The organism is Chryseobacterium sp. SIMBA_029 (assembly GCF_046535275.1).
GTDB lineage: Bacteria > Bacteroidota > Bacteroidia > Flavobacteriales > Weeksellaceae > Chryseobacterium.
In genome coordinates this window covers 235,829-251,094 of the sequence record NZ_JAWRXA010000002.1, presented here as the reverse complement: position 1 = coordinate 251,094, position 15,266 = coordinate 235,829, and the positions used below count along the sequence as shown (strand labels likewise).

Here is a 15,266-nt window from a genome sequence, read left to right as displayed (position 1 = left end):
AAACAATTGCCTTAAAGCAAGCATATGATAAAAGCGGATGTATTAGTAATCGGTTCCGGAATTTCGGGACTTTCTTATGCCATAAAAGTTTCTGAGCACCTTCCTGATGCCAAAATAATCATCGTAACAAAATCCGACGAGGATGAAAGCAATACTAAATATGCCCAGGGCGGTTTAGCAGTCGTTACTGATTTGAAAAATGATAATTTCGAAAAGCATATTGAGGATACCATGCGCGCCGGAGACGGAGAAAACAAACGCGATATCGTGGAAATGGTAGTTCGGGAAGCACCGGCAAGATTCAACGAAATTGTAGAATGGGGCGCCAAGTTTGACATGAAAAATGGCGAATTTGCTCTAGGCAGAGAAGGCGGACATACAGAAAACAGGATTGTACACCATAAAGACATTACCGGTTTCGAGATCGAAAGAGCACTCCTGGAGACGGCTAAAAACAGTCCTAATATTGAAATCCTGGATCATCATTATGTAATTGATATCATTACCCAGCATCACGTTCCCGGAAAAGAATTAAATCAGGGAGATATTCATTGCTATGGGGCTTATATTTTAGATGAAAAGTCTAAAAAGATAAAAAAAATCACTTCAAAAATAACATTAGCAGCAACAGGAGGTGCCGGACATGTTTATAAAAACACCACCAACCCAACCATTGCAACTGGAGACGGAATTGCTTTTGTAGCCCGTGCTAAAGGTAAGGTTTCCAATATGCAGTATTACCAGTTCCATCCTACAGCGCTTTATAGCAAAATTGATGGTATGTTATTTTTAATTTCCGAAGCCGTACGTGGAGACGGAGCGAAATTAAGAACCAAAAAAGGTGAAAAATTCATGCACAAATATGATGAGCGTGAAGAACTTGCCTCAAGAGATATCGTCGCGAGAGCGATTGACAATGAAATGAAAATTTCCGGTGATGAATATGCCGGTTTAGACTGCCGGGCCATGGATCAGGAAAAATTTCTGGAACATTTCCCTAACATCTATAAAAAATGCAGAGAAGAAGGAATTGACCCTTTCACCCAGCTGATCCCAATTGTGCCTGCCTGCCATTATCTGATGGGCGGTATCGAAGTGGACAGAGACGGACAATCTTCTATCAGAAACCTTTTCGCAGTAGGAGAATGTACCAACTCCGGACTTCACGGAGCAAACAGACTTGCTTCCAATTCATTACTTGAAGGATTGGTTTTCGGACATAACGCTGCGATGAAGACCGTCAGTCTTCTTGACAAAAATAATTTCAACTTTGATGATTTAAAAGCAGTTCCGGAATGGGATGAGGAAGGAATGAAGATCATGGATGAGATGGTCATTATCAGTTACCTGAGAAAACAGCTTCAGGAGATGATGAGCGACCTTGTAGGGATCGTAAGAAGCAATAAACGCCTTATTATGGCCATGCAGAAGCACCAGGAAATCGCCGCAGCCGTTGATGAAATCTATCATTACTCTATTCTTTCACCACAATTATCAGAACTTAGAAACCTCACTACCGTTGCCCACCTTATTATCACTGAATCTATAAAGATGACGGAAAATAAAGGGGCATTTTATAATAAAGATCTAGCATAAAAGAATTATATGAAAAAGCCAAGCTACGTAACTGATAAAGCCCTTAAAACTTTTATAAAAAATGCTCTGGAAGAGGATATTCAGGATGGTGATCACTCTACCTTATCAACCATACCTAAAAATCTGCAACAAAGTGCGAAACTTCTTGTAAAACAAGATTGTATCCTTGCAGGAGTTGAATTAGCGGAAATCATCTTTAAAACTTTTGATGACAATTTAAAAGTAGAAACTTTTATCAAAGACGGAGCCGTAGCAAAAGTTGGCGACATTGCATTCATCGTAACCGGAAGCGCAAGATCTATCCTTTCAACGGAAAGACTTATCCTGAATTGTATGCAGAGAATGAGCGGCATCGCCACCCTTACTCACGAATGGGATTCCAGACTAGTAGGAACAAAAACAAAATTGCTGGATACCAGAAAAACGACTCCTAATTTCAGAATCTGTGAAAAATGGGCAGTTGCTATTGGCGGCGGCACCAATCACCGGTATGGATTATATGACATGATTATGCTGAAAGATAATCACATTGATTATAACGGAAGCATTACCAATGCTGTAAAAATGGCAAAAGATTATGTTAAAAAAACTAAAAAGAAGTTAAAGATAGAAGTTGAAACCAGAAGTCTGGAAGAAGTTAAAGAAGCTATAAAAGCAAAAGTTGACAGAATCATGCTTGATAATATGGATGTGAAAACAATGAAGCAAGCCGTGGATATGATTAACGGATCATGTGAATCTGAAGCTTCCGGAGGAATTACCCGTGATATGCTTAAAGAAATTGCCACTACCGGTGTCACCTATATCTCCGCCGGAGCCCTCACTCACTCGGCAGAGAATATCGATTTGAGTCTCAAAGCAGTGAAATAGCGTTATATTTTTAACAAAAACAACCCCCTTTTATTAAAAACTCAATAATGTGATTTTTTTCATGTTAAAAGTCATTTTTTATTCATTACACTGAAAATCAACAACTTAAACATTATTAAGATTGAGTAAAAATTAACATACAGTTAATATTAGTTAAATTTTATTTTAGCAATTTTGCAGAAAATTAAATCTAACTATTACTAACGATTATGAAATTAATCAACAAATCGATGCTGTCTGCAGTAATCACGCTTTCTACAGCCAGTGTCTATTATGCTCAACAAGTTCAGGATACGATACACTCGAAGTCCAACGACATTGAACAAGTTGTAATAACTGGTGTTGCCGATATCGCTAAAGATAGAAAAACACCGGTAGCAGTTTCAACAATTAAAGAAGCACAAATTGTTGAAAAATTAGGAAATCAGGAATTCCCTGAGATCTTAAATACGACTCCATCAGTATATGCTACTAAAGCAGGAGGTGGTTTCGGTGACTCTAAACTTAACATTAGAGGATTTAGTCAAAATAACATTGCCGTAATGGTAAACGGTATGCCAGTTAACGATATGGAAAATGGGTCAGTATACTGGTCTAACTGGGCTGGACTTTCTGATGTAACTTCAGCAATGCAGGTTCAGAGAGGTCTTGGTTCATCAAAATTGGCGATTGCATCTATCGGAGGTACAGTAAATATTTTGACAAGAGCTGCTGATAAAAAGCAAGGAGGGATTGTTTCTTTAGGAGTAGGTAATAATGACTATGTAAAATCCTTATTCGCTTACAATACTGGGAAATCTGCTAAAGGATGGTCTTCTTCATTCTTAATGAGTAGAACAGCCGGTTCTATGTATGCAGATGGAACTAAGTTTGAAGGTTACAACTATTATTTCGCATTAGGATATAAAAAGCCAGGAGGTAATCATGATTTCCAATTTACAATTACCGGAGCTCCTCAGTGGCACAACCAAAGGTCTTTTGCATCAACAATCGATAGCTATATCACTTACAATCAAGATCATGACGGAACACCAGATAGAAAATATAACTCTGACTGGGGATATCTAAATGGTAAAGAGTATTCAGCAAGAGTAAACTATTATCATAAACCAGTAATGTCTTTAAACTGGGATTGGAGCATCAGTGATAAATCAAAACTTAACACGGTTGTTTACGCTTCTTTTGGTAGAGGTGGTGGTACAAGTACTATAGGTACAGCAAATGGCAAATCTTTAAGTAGTTTCAGAGATCCTAATACCGGACTTTATAACTTTGATGCAATTTATGCAGCAAACCAGGCTTCAAACCCTACAAAAGGTATTTTAATCAGAAACTCTTCTGTAAACTCTCATAACTGGTTTGGTTTGATCTCTTCTTTCAACCATAACTTTAATGAAAATTTAAAACTAAGTGTAGGTGTCGATACAAGATACTATCAAGGATACCATTATCAAGTAGTTAGCGACTTACTAGGTGGATCCGGTTACCTTGATAAAAGCAACAAAAATATTGGTAACAATATCGTAACGGCAACTGAAAGTACAGATCCTAAATGGAATCCTTTTGGCGGAAAGCTGATGGATGTGAACAACAGAATCGGTTTTAGTAATGATTCTAATGTACTTTGGTATGGTGGTTTCGGACAACTAGAATATACAAAGAATGATTTCTCTGCATTTGTACAAGGATCGGTTTCTAACCAAGGCTTCCAAAGAATAGATAACTTTATCATTGATAATGTTACTAAATCTAAGAATGGTACAATTATGCCTACAACAACTGATTATAAAAACTTAGTCGGTTACAACATCAAAGGGGGAGTAAACTATAATATCAATGAGCACCATAATGTATTTGGTAATATTGGTTATTATGAAAAACAACCTTTCTTTAACTCAATCTACAGAAGTAATGAAAACGTTGTTTCTCCTGATGCAACCAATGAAAAAATCTTTGGCGCAGAACTAGGATATGGATTTAGATCTGCTAAATTTAATGCAAATGTAAACATCTATAGAACTACTTGGGATGATAGATATCAAAGAAAAACAGGATTATCTTATACAGACCCTGCTACCAATGTAAGAACGACTTATTATGCAGAAATTAATGGTCTTAGTGAGGTTCACCAAGGTATTGAATTTGATGCTAACTTAGTTCTTAATAAATTCTTATCTGCTTACGGTATGTTCTCAATAGGAGATTGGCATTATAATGGAACTGCAAACGCTACATTATTCAACGATACAGATAACTCTCCTTTCAATTTACCCGGAACTTCATCTAACGAAGCTAAACTGAATTTAGATAAAGTAAAAGTAGGTGAATCAGCTCAGATGACTGCTGCGTTAGGTATTACAGTTACACCCGTTAGAGATTTGAAATTTGATGTTAACTGGAGATATGCAAACAAACTCTATTCTTCACTAGATGTATATTCTTATAGTAGTTCCACTGCTAAAGGAGCACTACAACTTCCTGACTACCATTTATTTGACCTAGGAATCTCTTACAAAATAAGATTAAAAGATCCTTCACAATTCTTTACAATTAGAGGAAACGTTTACAACTTATTTGATACTACTTACATCGCAGAATCTCTTACTGCTATTCATGCTGATGATAAAGTTAGTACTGCAGCTACAGCTCAAACTTACGAACAAGCAGGTAAACTATACAATGGTGTTGCCACAGGTAACCAAGTTTACTTCGGATTCGGTAGAACATGGGCAGCTACATTGTCTTTCAACTTCTAATCATATAAAAACATTAGATTTTATAAATATGAATCCCGGCTTATCGCCGGGATTTTTGTTATATTTGCTACTAGAAAAAAAGAAAAAATAGGATTATGGATTTTTACAAGATTTTTCTCAGTGCCCATAAGGGATTTGGGTATTTGGAATTGGTTTTAGTGGCTTTATTTATTATTGCATTATTAACTACCATGTTTGGGTTTAGTGGAAAAGTGAACAAGTTTTTAAAGAAAACTACACTTTTCACAATGATTTTCTTTCATGTTCAGTTTTTGGTAGGAATATGTTTATTATTCATATTCTCTCCGGGCTTTAAAGCAGCCCTAGATTCCGGAACATTGATGAGTGACTCTTACTCAAGATTCCAGTATGTAGAACATCCATTTTCTATGCTAGTTGCTGCTGTTTTAATGACAATTGTTAACAAAAAAGTAAAAGTTAATCCTACCATTTCTTTAGGAATTGTAATTATGGGATTAATTGCAGCCGGTTTATTTGCATTCGCGTTTCCATGGACAAGAGTCTTTGGAGCATAATATATTAACTTAAATAATGTAATCATTAAGATGAAAGTAGCTGTAGTCGGTTCAACAGGAATGGTTGGACAAGTTATGCTTAAAGTATTAGAGGAAAGAAACTTCCCTGTAACAGAATTAATTCCGGTTGCATCGGAAAGATCTATAGGTAAGAAGGTGAAGTATAAACAGAAGGAATATACTATTGTAAGCATAAACGACGCCATAGCTGCCAAACCTGATATTGCCATATTTTCTGCAGGCGGATCTACTTCTCTGGAGTATGCTCCGAAATTTGCAGCAGCAGGAATTACTGTAATTGATAATTCTTCAGCATGGAGAATGGATCCTGATAAAAAATTAGTTGTTCCCGAGATCAATGCTAATGTATTGACGAAAGAAGATAAAATCATTGCCAATCCTAACTGTTCTACCATTCAGTTGGTAATGGTTCTGGGTCCGCTTAATAAAAAATACAACCTGAAAAGAGTGGTTGTTTCCACCTACCAATCTGTAACAGGAACAGGAAAAGCAGCGGTAGACCAGTTGAATGCTGAAATCAATAATGATGATTCTGTGGCAAAAGTATATCCTTACCAGGTGTTCAAAAATGCCTTACCTCACTGTGACGTTTTTAGTGACGACGATTACACTAAAGAAGAGATTAAATTAATGAAAGAACCTAAGAAAATTTTAGGAGATGATACATTCAATTTAACAGCCACAGCAGTAAGAGTTCCGGTACAGGGAGGACATTCTGAAAGTGTAAATATTGAATTCGAAAACGATTTTGAAGTTGACGAAATAAGAAAAATATTATCTGAAACGCCAGGGGTAATTGTGATGGATGATGTAAAGAACAATATATATCCAATGCCTTTATACTCTGAAGGGAAAGATGAAGTCTTTGTCGGTAGGATAAGACGGGATTTGTCACAACCGAAAACCCTCAATCTCTGGATTGTAGCAGACAATCTGCGAAAAGGGGCGGCAACCAACGCAGTACAGATCGCAGAATACCTTGTAGCAAACAACTTAGTATAAACTAACAAATAAAAAAAGAGTCTCAACATTGAGATTCTTTTTTTTATCAAACTTATGAAGAATAAGAAAAGTAACAATAAAGATAAAATTGGTTTCCAAAAGCTTATTGCCGTTTTTGGAGTTATACTTTTCATCGGAAAATTGGTTGCCTGGAAGCTTACGAATTCCGATGCCGTATTTTCTGATGCCATGGAAAGTGTAGTGAATGTCATCAGTGCATTTATGGGGCTCTACTCCCTTCACCTTGCCGCCAAGCCCAAGGATGAAGATCATCCTTACGGACATGGAAAAGTAGAATTTGTAACCTCCGGTATTGAAGGTGCCCTTATCGCCATTGCCGGAATCATGATTATTTACGAAGGAATCAACAGCTTGATCGTAGGAAAAGTTTTAAATAAACTGGACTGGGGAATCTGGATTATCGCAGCCACAGCGGTAGTCAATTACCTGCTTGGATATGTTTCCATTAAAAAAGGAAAAGAAGAAAACTCATTAGTCCTTATTTCATCCGGAAAGCACCTTCAGTCAGATACCATTACGACACTTGGTGTTGTGATCAGTTTAATTGTGGTATATTTTACAAAGATTTATTGGCTGGATTCTGTTGTAGCCCTGGTTTTTGGGGCTTATATCATTATTGTAGGGTATAAGATTGTCCGCAAGTCTTTAAGCGGAATTATGGACGAACAAGACCCTGACCTTCTCCGGCAGATCGTTCAGATCCTTGAAAATAATAGAAGAACAGAATGGATCGACATACACAATATGAAAATTCAGCAGTTTGGAGCATCTCTTCACATTGATGCCCACATTACTCTTCCCTGGTATTACAGCCTCCGTGAGGCACATAACGAAATGGAAAAGGCCATCATCCTTCTCGCCAACAATACAAAACGAAGCATTGAGTTTAATTTTCACATGGACGACTGCAAGCCGATCTCATGTTCTGTATGCCAGATCAAAGACTGTCCTGTACGCGAAAGAGATTTTGTAAAGCGTGTAACCTGGACTCCGGAAAATGTAACAAGTGTAGATAAACACACAGCAGAAGAGCAGACAAATTAAGTGATGTAGTTTTTACGTATTTTTTAATGTCCCGATCTGTTTCCGATAATAAAACATAGGAACAATTAACAGTAAAATTAATGGCTGGATCACAAATCTTCTCATGTAAAAAGAGAATAGATATCCTATATCAAATCTATCATAAACACAGTACAGATAGATAGGGAAAGTAATGAAAAAAATAATCGTTATCATCAGCGCTCCCTGCAAGGTCCATTGTTTATTTTTAAACAAAAAATGAATAATCAGACATGAAAAAAACAGGTTTAAAATAAATCTGAAAAGATGTCCGATTATTAATTTCCCCCATACAAATTCAGGGAATGTAATATTCTTAACCGCCTCGTGAAAATAATTCAGGAAAGGATCATAGAAAAGGCGGTCTTCCAGCAGTCTTACGCTTATAAGACCCACTACACCTGCTATGACCAAAAACCAATTAAGAATTTTCATTTTTCAATGCAAAGAATTTAATCCACACCAACCAAAGAAGTACTACACTTCCATAAATGATCGCAGGGAAAATAAAATCGTGGAACATTTTACTGTACTCAATGTGATCCGTTCTTACAATATTAAATCCTACGATTCTTGCCACATTCATACCGTAAAGAAAAACAAGTCCGAGGAAGACAAAAACAAATGTTTTAGCACCTTTATAGAACGCAAAAATAAAAGAAACGAACAAAATCATGACAGAAACAGCATTACATCCCTCTATCATTCTCGTGGCATAAGCCTCCTTTACATAAAACCAAACCTGGTCCTTTTTGATATCGTCATAAAGTGCTGTAGGATACCCTACTCTATTCTGAATCCAGCTAACCTGATCCGCGATTATTCTTGAAAATGAATCCAGCCCTGACCCTTTGCAGCTATTCAGAAAAAACTGATAGGCAAAAAGCAGCACCAGATAGATAATGATGAAGCGGAGCAAAATGTTTAAAACTGGTTTAAAATCCTTTAGCATGCTGCAAAGATAAAAATTAGATTGTAATTTAGTATATTTGTTTCCATATTATGACTTCCGAAAACGCAAAACGATTTTTTGAAAACTATCTGGGTGACAAATTTTCTGAGTTCATCACATTGGCTCAAAGCGGTTCAGCCAGGGTAAACTTTCTGGCAGCATCTTCCAGCAAAAAGTATATCGTAACCTACAATGAAAACATTCCCGAAAATGAATGTTTTTTATACTATTCTGAAATTTTTTCGTCATTGCATCTTAATACTCCAGCTGTTTTTGCCATTTCTGATGACAGAAAAACATATATCCAGGAATTTTTGGGCGAAAATACACTTTCCGAGCTTATTTCAAATGAAGGACTCTCCCCTAGAATACAGTCACTCGTTATGCAAACCTTAGAAAAGCTCTTCCGGCTTCAGATTGAAACACAAGGAAAAATTGATTTTTCAAAAACTTTTGAATATGAAAGTTATGATGAGCTTCCGGTGATCCACGATTTGTATTATTTTAAAAATTTCGTAGCTGATGTTCTTGAAATTGAATACCACAAATCTACTCTTCTGAAAGAATTTAAAGAGATCGCCAAACGTATCGAAAATCTTGAGCCAAAGGGAATTATGATTCGTGATTTTCAGGCCAGAAATATCATGGTGAATCAAAATGATGAAGTTTCATTCATTGATTATCAATCGGCTATGAAAGGTCCTTTGATGTATGACGTTATTTCTTTTCTTTTTCAGGCTAAGGCCAATTTTCCTGAAGATTTTAAAAATGAAATGCTTGAATTCTACATCCAACAATTTGAAGACAAAAACATAAAGAATCAACTAAAAGAATCGGTTAAACCTATTCAAATGATGAGATTCCTGCAGGTTTTAGGAGCTTACGGTTTCAGAGGATTGATTCAGAGAAAACAGCATTTCCTGACAAGCCTTAAACAGGGAATTCTGAACATTACCCAATTTGCCGATTCCTGGGAACATATGAAAGACTACCCGGAACTTAAAAAAGTAATCAGCCAGTTAACGCTGGAGAAAACGGAATTAAAAATTAATGAAATTATCAATTCTTAGAATTGATTTACTCGGGGCTACCGAAGAAACTAAAAGATTAGTATTACTATCTGATAAAAATTAAATATAACCTTAATGGTTAATAAAAAAATAAAATATGCTTCACATCGACATACACAGTTTTTCGTATAAAAAAGGAGGAATTCCAAAAGATGAATCAGGAAACGGAGGTGGTTTTGCTTTCGACTGCAGGGGAATACTTAACCCGGGAAGAATCGAAGAATATAAAATCCAAACAGGAAATGATATCGGTGTGCAGAAATACCTTGAAGAAAAAACTGAAATGCCTGCATTTTTAGAATTGGTAAAAAGCATCGTTTCGATCAATATTGATAATTATCTTGCAAGAGGTTTTGAAAACCTTCAGATCAATTTCGGATGCACAGGCGGGCAGCACCGATCAGTATATTGTGCTATAAAAATTGCTGAATTCATTAAGGAAAAGTATCCGGAAGGCACTGAAATCAGCCTTCACCATGATGAACAGCACCACCTGAATTCATAACGATAAGTGATATATTCTAATTAATTTATCTTTATCTCATTCATTAATCACCTATCAATTATACAATGAAAGCTCTAATTTTCGCAGCTGGAAAAGGCACAAGGCTTAAACCGTTTACAGATCACCATCCCAAAGCATTGGCAAAGGTTAATGGAATCCCTCTTCTGGAAAGAAACATCCAATATCTTAAAAGTTTTGGAATTAAGGATTTTGTCATCAATATTCATCATTTTGGAGATCAAATTGCTGAATTTCTCAAAAAGAACAATAATTTCAACTGTAATATTGAAATTTCTGATGAAACAAACGAATTGCTGGAAACAGGTGGTGGTTTGATTTTTGCTAGAAGATTCCTGGATCATGGGGAAGATTTTTTAATCATGAATGCTGATATTTTAACCAACATCAATATTACAGATCTGGTTAATTATCACAAAAAGATAAAAGATTTTGCTACTTTAGCCGTTTCGGATAGGGAAAGTTCAAGAAAATTGCTTTTCAATGATGAATTAATCTTAAGAGGCTGGCTGAATGTACAAACCGGAGAACAAAGGCTGGCTGAATTCAATAAAGGATTTAAGGCTTTAGCGTTCAGTGGTGTACACTGTATCAATCCCAGTATCTTTGAAAAAATAAAAAGAACAGGCAAATTTTCTGTTATGGAAGAATATCTGGACCTCATGCTGACCGAGCAAATACACGGTTTTGTGCATGACAGCATCCTGATAGACGTCGGAAGACCGGAATCTGTAATAGAAGCCGAAAAACATTTTAAATAATTTTTGCAATGGAAATTGATGGAACCCGGGATGAAAGCTTAGTAAATCCAGAACTCGACATAAATGAATCGAAGCTGCACAACAGCTTCAGACAGAAAACCTGGGACGAAACTATTACCAAAGACAGCTGGATGGTTTTCAAAGTGATGGCAGAATTTGTAGATGGGTATGAAAAACTCGCCAAAATCGGCCCTTGTGTTTCGTTGTTTGGCTCTGCACGATTGAAGCCGGAAAGCAAATATTACGAGATGGCTGTAGAAATTGCTGAAAAGATCACAAAACTAGGTTTCGGGATTATTACCGGAGGTGGTCCAGGGATCATGGAGGCTGGCAATAAAGGCGCTTTTAATGCTAAAGGGAAATCCATCGGTTTGAATATCGATCTTCCTTTTGAACAGCATTTTAATCCGTATATTAACAAATCCTATTCAATGAACTTCGATTACTTTTTTGTAAGAAAAGTGATGTTTATTAAATATTCTCAAGGTTTTGTTGTAATGCCAGGAGGATTCGGTACTTTAGATGAATTAACAGAAGCGATGACACTGATCCAGACCAATAAAATTGGGAAATTTCCTATTGTTTTGGTAGGCAGCAAATTTTGGAGCGGATTATTGGAATGGTTTAAGGCAACCTTACTGGAAGAGGGAATGATTGCTGAGGATGATCTTGATCTTTACAGAGTTGTGGACACTGCAGATGAAGCAGTAGCGCACATTAAAGCGTTTTATGATAAATACGCGGTGAACGTCAATTTTTAATTGGCATATTATTTGTGACTTAATACAAACAAGCATGATTGTAAATCTATTAATTAAGATGAAAAAACTTTTATATATATCTAGTATTTTAACATTTTTTGTGTTAATGAGTTTTATGTATGTAGACTTTTTCTCTTCGATGACCAAAGTGGATTATATTGATGGAAGCAAAACATTGAAGTTTACCACAAAAATGAATACAAACCACATTTCTGATGCTATTAAGATCAACCCCAACACCGCTGGATTTGAAGCTGAAGTAAAAAAATATGTGAATAATAATTTTGATGTGTACGTCAATGGCTCTCCTAAAACAATTACTTTCACAGGAAGCCAGGTAAATGGAGAAACTGTATGGGTGTATTTTGAAACCGGCGGAGTATCGGACATCAGCACCTTAAAAATAAAGAATACAATCCTTTTAAGCGCTTTTCCTAAGCAAATTAACGTAGTTACCATTGCTTACAAAGGAACTCAGAAAGCAATGAATTTCCAGCGCGGAAAAGAAGTGAACGAAGTTTCTTTTTAAAAAGAAATTTTAAAGTATAAAAACCACTGCAATGCAGTGGTTTTTTGTTTGAGTATATCAAAATCCCGACTTCCATAACAATACATTAAGATCCAATTCACTAATGTCAAAGCCATCTGCATGTGATTTAAAGCCAGGTTTCATTTTCAATACTTCAACCGCTTTTTCGGCTTGATCTAAGGAAGAAAACACACCTATGTACCTTTCATCATCCAAATGAGTATCTATCGTATAATAATGGCTTACACTAAAAATAGTATTTAATTCTAATTCTTTTACAGAACGGCAATTTTTATCAACCTCATCTCCTTTTTCCAGATAATCACGTCCCATCTCACCGATAGCTTCGTGAAATCCTTCAACCCAGTGAATTTTATCGAGAATATATTGATTAACCACAAAACACTCAGGATATTCTTTAAAGCCTGGCAGAATAACAGCTTGTTTTTTCATTTCTTCAATGCCCTTTAAGCTATTAAGAAAGCCTAACAGTTTAGAATCAGTATGCCATTCATCTGTATAGGCGTGACTGAGAACATAGACGAAATATTCCATTGTTTATGGTGTGAAATTAATAAAAAAGGCGGACTTTAAAAAGTCCGCCCTGGTATTATTTAAAAGCTCTTACTATTGTGCTTTTATTTTGAAATCATCTACTTCCCATGTCGCTGCTGCTGAAGTCGTAGAAGTATATTTAAATGCAATTCTAACGTTCTTACCCAGGAATGCACTTAGGTTTACATTTCCAGAACCTACCCAGTCACCAAATGCAGCGTTATTGGTATCCAGTGTTGCTGGTAATAAAGTCCAAACTGTTGTTGCCACATTTCCTGTGAAGTTATCCGTTGCATATACCTGTAAAGCATTTCCTGCATATCTTACATCGGTAGTGAAACTCACCGCAGCTTTTGTTTTACCTACCAAGCTTACTGCTTTAGAGATTAACCAATCTTCATTAGCATTGTTTACAGAAGCAAAACCGTTCATCATTGCATAGTAGTTTGTTCCGTTACCCTGGTTTGAAGTACCCCAAACCTGAGCTCCTGTTACGTTTACCGCAGTCCAGTCTGTACTGAATCCACCACTTGCAAAGTTTTCACTGTAAATGGTAGGGATTGGTGTATAAATACTTCCATCACATCTTGGATTATCCAAATCAACATTCGCTAATTTTGTAATCCATAATTGATACGTTCCATTGAAGATACTCGCGATTGCATATACATCACCTTTACCTCCTTCGATTTCAGTAGAACCTGGTTTTTTAGGTACTGTAGATGTTCCGAAATCTGCCAATCCACTTGTTCTAAGAAGGATTTGGTTTCCTGCACAATCTTGTAATGTTCTGTTTGAAGTTCCTGTACCGTCCGTATATGTTTTACCAAGGTCACTGTCAATAAACTGAAGATCTTTGATTTTAATCCATCTTCCTACATCAGCATTGGTAAGCTGCGTAATGGTTCTTTCTGTAGGAACTACCGGTCTTGAAGCGGTATTGGTATCAAAGAAATACTTATACATATCAGTTTCTTCAATCTGTCCGAACTGTGTATTATTATTAAACAGGTTTCCTAATTGTATTTCTCCGCTAACGTTTCTTACATATAGGTTTTTCAATTTAATATTAACATCTTTTCCTAATCTGAAACGGTTATCAAGATATAAATTCAATTTATTAATGTTTACTCTGATTCCGCCTGTAGCATCTTCTATGTACACATATTTGTATAAGTTCCCTGTTTCGTCATTAGCAACTACCTGAGCTTTTACATAGAAATCTCCTGTAATCTGTGTCCAGTTTGTTCCTGTAGACATTTGCTTAAGATCAGCTACTGTTTTAGCAGTCAGTGTACTTGGATTAAAATCACACGGGCTAGAGGTAAGACCATCTAAACGTGGGAATTTATTCATATCAAGGTCAGTCGGTTTATTAACATACAATTGATATGTAACTGTAGAGGTTGGTGTAGACTGGAATTTACTGTAAATCCCTACAAACTTACCTTTCCCTGAAGGAAGAAGCTGATTGGCAAATGAAGCATATCCACTGTTTCTTACGATCGCAGTTTTTGTGTATTTTCCTACACCGCCAGTTACTGTCCAACCTTCACCTATAGTTTTATCTATAGTTACACCGTTAGGGGCATAGGTTGTACATAATGCTCTTCCGTCAAATTCAACATCATTGATCTGGATAAGGCATCCGAAATACTGGTCATTGGAAGCAACCATATCACTCATCGTCATTACTTTAGGAACAATATTCCCTCTTGTTGTACAAGATCTGAAGATGAATTTTGCTACTTGTTTTTCCGGAATTCTTGATACTGCTCCGGCAGAGGTTTCAGCACCTGTTTTCATACCCAATTGTACAAGGTTACCGTATGCTCCTACTGCAAGACCATTAAGTTTAACATAAATCTTTGATCCTTGAGGATATCTTGTATAGGTACTTACCGCATCCACACTGATGGTAAATCCGTGGGTAGGGTTTTGTAAAGCATCCTGAATATAGATCGTCTTGTAGATATTTCCTGTTTCATCCGTAGAAGAAACATATCCTACCATATATAAATCATCAGATTCATCATTGGGCGTTTTATCTTCCGGGAAAACGTAAGTAGTACTGTTTTGATATTTTGCTTTTATATCGGCAAATGGTACTACTATTCCTTTTTTATCAGCACAGTCGAAACCGTCAAGGTTAGGCTGGTCATATTTATCATCATGTACACATCCTGTAATATACAGAGAGGCAATGATTACAAAAATATATTTTAAAATTGAAGTATATTTTTTCATAGTG

Annotated in this window: 15 protein-coding genes; 11 read left to right on the top strand and 4 right to left on the bottom strand. The window is 36.3% G+C overall.

Annotated features, from left to right (window positions below; genetic code table 11):
- The first annotated feature begins 24 nt into the window (after nucleotides 1-24).
- The 6 genes from nadB (at nucleotide 25) to SB679_RS04355 (ending at nucleotide 7,846) form a co-directional block, all read left to right on the top strand.
- Nucleotides 25-1,596 (top strand): L-aspartate oxidase, encoded by a 1,572-nt coding sequence (gene nadB, locus SB679_RS04380; RefSeq protein WP_410700990.1) that lies wholly within the window; start codon nucleotides 25-27, stop codon nucleotides 1,594-1,596.
- 9 nt (nucleotides 1,597-1,605) lie between these two features.
- The gene (gene nadC, locus SB679_RS04375; RefSeq protein ID WP_410700989.1) at nucleotides 1,606-2,466 is read left to right on the top strand and encodes a carboxylating nicotinate-nucleotide diphosphorylase; all 861 of its coding nucleotides are present in this window, start codon (nucleotides 1,606-1,608) and stop codon (nucleotides 2,464-2,466) included.
- A gap of 209 nt (nucleotides 2,467-2,675) precedes the next feature.
- A complete protein-coding gene (locus SB679_RS04370; RefSeq protein WP_410700988.1) occupies nucleotides 2,676-5,222 on the top strand; it encodes a TonB-dependent receptor in 2,547 nt (848 codons plus the stop codon).
- Between the two features lie 95 nt (nucleotides 5,223-5,317).
- A complete protein-coding gene (locus SB679_RS04365; protein ID WP_410700987.1) occupies nucleotides 5,318-5,758 on the top strand; it encodes a hypothetical protein in 441 nt (146 codons plus the stop codon).
- Between the two features lie 30 nt (nucleotides 5,759-5,788).
- Complete coding sequence (locus tag SB679_RS04360; protein ID WP_410700986.1) at nucleotides 5,789-6,781, top strand: aspartate-semialdehyde dehydrogenase; 993 nt, start codon at nucleotides 5,789-5,791, stop codon at nucleotides 6,779-6,781.
- Nucleotides 6,782-6,835: 54 nt separating this feature from the next.
- Entirely contained in the window at nucleotides 6,836-7,846 is a 1,011-nt protein-coding gene (locus SB679_RS04355) for a cation diffusion facilitator family transporter (RefSeq protein WP_410700985.1), read from the top strand.
- Between the two features lie 12 nt (nucleotides 7,847-7,858).
- On the opposite strand, the gene SB679_RS04350 is transcribed toward SB679_RS04355, so the two are convergent.
- Both SB679_RS04350 and xrtF read right to left on the bottom strand, forming a co-directional pair.
- On the bottom strand, nucleotides 7,859-8,299 hold the full coding sequence (locus SB679_RS04350) for an exosortase F system-associated membrane protein (protein ID WP_410700984.1): 441 nt from the start codon (nucleotides 8,297-8,299) through the stop codon (nucleotides 7,859-7,861).
- Complete coding sequence (gene xrtF / locus SB679_RS04345) at nucleotides 8,286-8,816, bottom strand: exosortase family protein XrtF (protein WP_410700983.1); 531 nt, start codon at nucleotides 8,814-8,816, stop codon at nucleotides 8,286-8,288. The genes SB679_RS04350 and xrtF overlap by 14 nt, the downstream gene beginning before the upstream one ends.
- A 50-nt stretch (nucleotides 8,817-8,866) precedes the next feature.
- On the opposite strand from xrtF, the gene SB679_RS04340 reads away from it, so the two are divergent.
- From SB679_RS04340 to SB679_RS04320, 5 genes are all read left to right on the top strand, one after another.
- A complete protein-coding gene (locus SB679_RS04340; RefSeq protein ID WP_410700982.1) occupies nucleotides 8,867-9,886 on the top strand; it encodes an aminoglycoside phosphotransferase family protein in 1,020 nt (339 codons plus the stop codon).
- Nucleotides 9,887-9,983: 97 nt separating this feature from the next.
- Entirely contained in the window at nucleotides 9,984-10,391 is a 408-nt protein-coding gene (locus SB679_RS04335) for an ATP-binding protein (RefSeq protein ID WP_410700981.1), read from the top strand.
- Nucleotides 10,392-10,456: 65 nt separating this feature from the next.
- The gene (locus tag SB679_RS04330) at nucleotides 10,457-11,170 is read left to right on the top strand and encodes an NDP-sugar synthase (protein ID WP_410700980.1); all 714 of its coding nucleotides are present in this window, start codon (nucleotides 10,457-10,459) and stop codon (nucleotides 11,168-11,170) included.
- Nucleotides 11,171-11,178: 8 nt separating this feature from the next.
- Nucleotides 11,179-11,931 (top strand): TIGR00730 family Rossman fold protein, encoded by a 753-nt coding sequence (locus SB679_RS04325; RefSeq protein WP_410700979.1) that lies wholly within the window; start codon nucleotides 11,179-11,181, stop codon nucleotides 11,929-11,931.
- Nucleotides 11,932-11,989: 58 nt separating this feature from the next.
- Entirely contained in the window at nucleotides 11,990-12,460 is a 471-nt protein-coding gene (locus SB679_RS04320) for a DUF6702 family protein (RefSeq protein ID WP_410700978.1), read from the top strand.
- A 57-nt stretch (nucleotides 12,461-12,517) separates the two neighbouring features.
- Here the strand turns inward: SB679_RS04320 and SB679_RS04315 are convergent, their stop codons facing one another.
- Together SB679_RS04315 and SB679_RS04310 are read right to left on the bottom strand one after the other, a co-directional pair.
- Nucleotides 12,518-13,015 (bottom strand): hypothetical protein, encoded by a 498-nt coding sequence (locus SB679_RS04315; RefSeq protein WP_410700977.1) that lies wholly within the window; start codon nucleotides 13,013-13,015, stop codon nucleotides 12,518-12,520.
- 72 nt (nucleotides 13,016-13,087) lie between these two features.
- Nucleotides 13,088-15,262 (bottom strand): DUF5689 domain-containing protein, encoded by a 2,175-nt coding sequence (locus tag SB679_RS04310; protein ID WP_410700976.1) that lies wholly within the window; start codon nucleotides 15,260-15,262, stop codon nucleotides 13,088-13,090.
- Between the last annotated feature and the right edge of the window lie 4 nt (nucleotides 15,263-15,266).

Excerpts from the sequence above, each read along its gene's own strand:
- SB679_RS04360 (WP_410700986.1), top strand. The coding sequence starts at position 5,789 with ATGAAAGTAGCTGTAGTCGGTTCAACAGGAATGGTTGGACAAGTTATG.
- SB679_RS04315 (WP_410700977.1), bottom strand. The coding sequence starts at position 13,015 with ATGGAATATTTCGTCTATGTTCTCAGTCACGCCTATACAGATGAATGG.
- SB679_RS04310 (WP_410700976.1), bottom strand. The coding sequence starts at position 15,262 with ATGAAAAAATATACTTCAATTTTAAAATATATTTTTGTAATCATTGCC.
- SB679_RS04340 (WP_410700982.1), top strand. The coding sequence starts at position 8,867 with ATGACTTCCGAAAACGCAAAACGATTTTTTGAAAACTATCTGGGTGAC.
- SB679_RS04355 (WP_410700985.1), top strand. The coding sequence starts at position 6,836 with ATGAAGAATAAGAAAAGTAACAATAAAGATAAAATTGGTTTCCAAAAG.
- nadC (WP_410700989.1), top strand. The coding sequence starts at position 1,606 with ATGAAAAAGCCAAGCTACGTAACTGATAAAGCCCTTAAAACTTTTATA.
- SB679_RS04350 (WP_410700984.1), bottom strand. The coding sequence starts at position 8,299 with ATGAAAATTCTTAATTGGTTTTTGGTCATAGCAGGTGTAGTGGGTCTT.
- SB679_RS04325 (WP_410700979.1), top strand. The coding sequence starts at position 11,179 with ATGGAAATTGATGGAACCCGGGATGAAAGCTTAGTAAATCCAGAACTC.
- SB679_RS04335 (WP_410700981.1), top strand. The coding sequence starts at position 9,984 with ATGCTTCACATCGACATACACAGTTTTTCGTATAAAAAAGGAGGAATT.
- SB679_RS04330 (WP_410700980.1), top strand. The coding sequence starts at position 10,457 with ATGAAAGCTCTAATTTTCGCAGCTGGAAAAGGCACAAGGCTTAAACCG.
- SB679_RS04365 (WP_410700987.1), top strand. The coding sequence starts at position 5,318 with ATGGATTTTTACAAGATTTTTCTCAGTGCCCATAAGGGATTTGGGTAT.
- SB679_RS04370 (WP_410700988.1), top strand. The coding sequence starts at position 2,676 with ATGAAATTAATCAACAAATCGATGCTGTCTGCAGTAATCACGCTTTCT.
- nadB (WP_410700990.1), top strand. The coding sequence starts at position 25 with ATGATAAAAGCGGATGTATTAGTAATCGGTTCCGGAATTTCGGGACTT.
- xrtF (WP_410700983.1), bottom strand. The coding sequence starts at position 8,816 with ATGCTAAAGGATTTTAAACCAGTTTTAAACATTTTGCTCCGCTTCATC.
- SB679_RS04320 (WP_410700978.1), top strand. The coding sequence starts at position 11,990 with ATGAAAAAACTTTTATATATATCTAGTATTTTAACATTTTTTGTGTTA.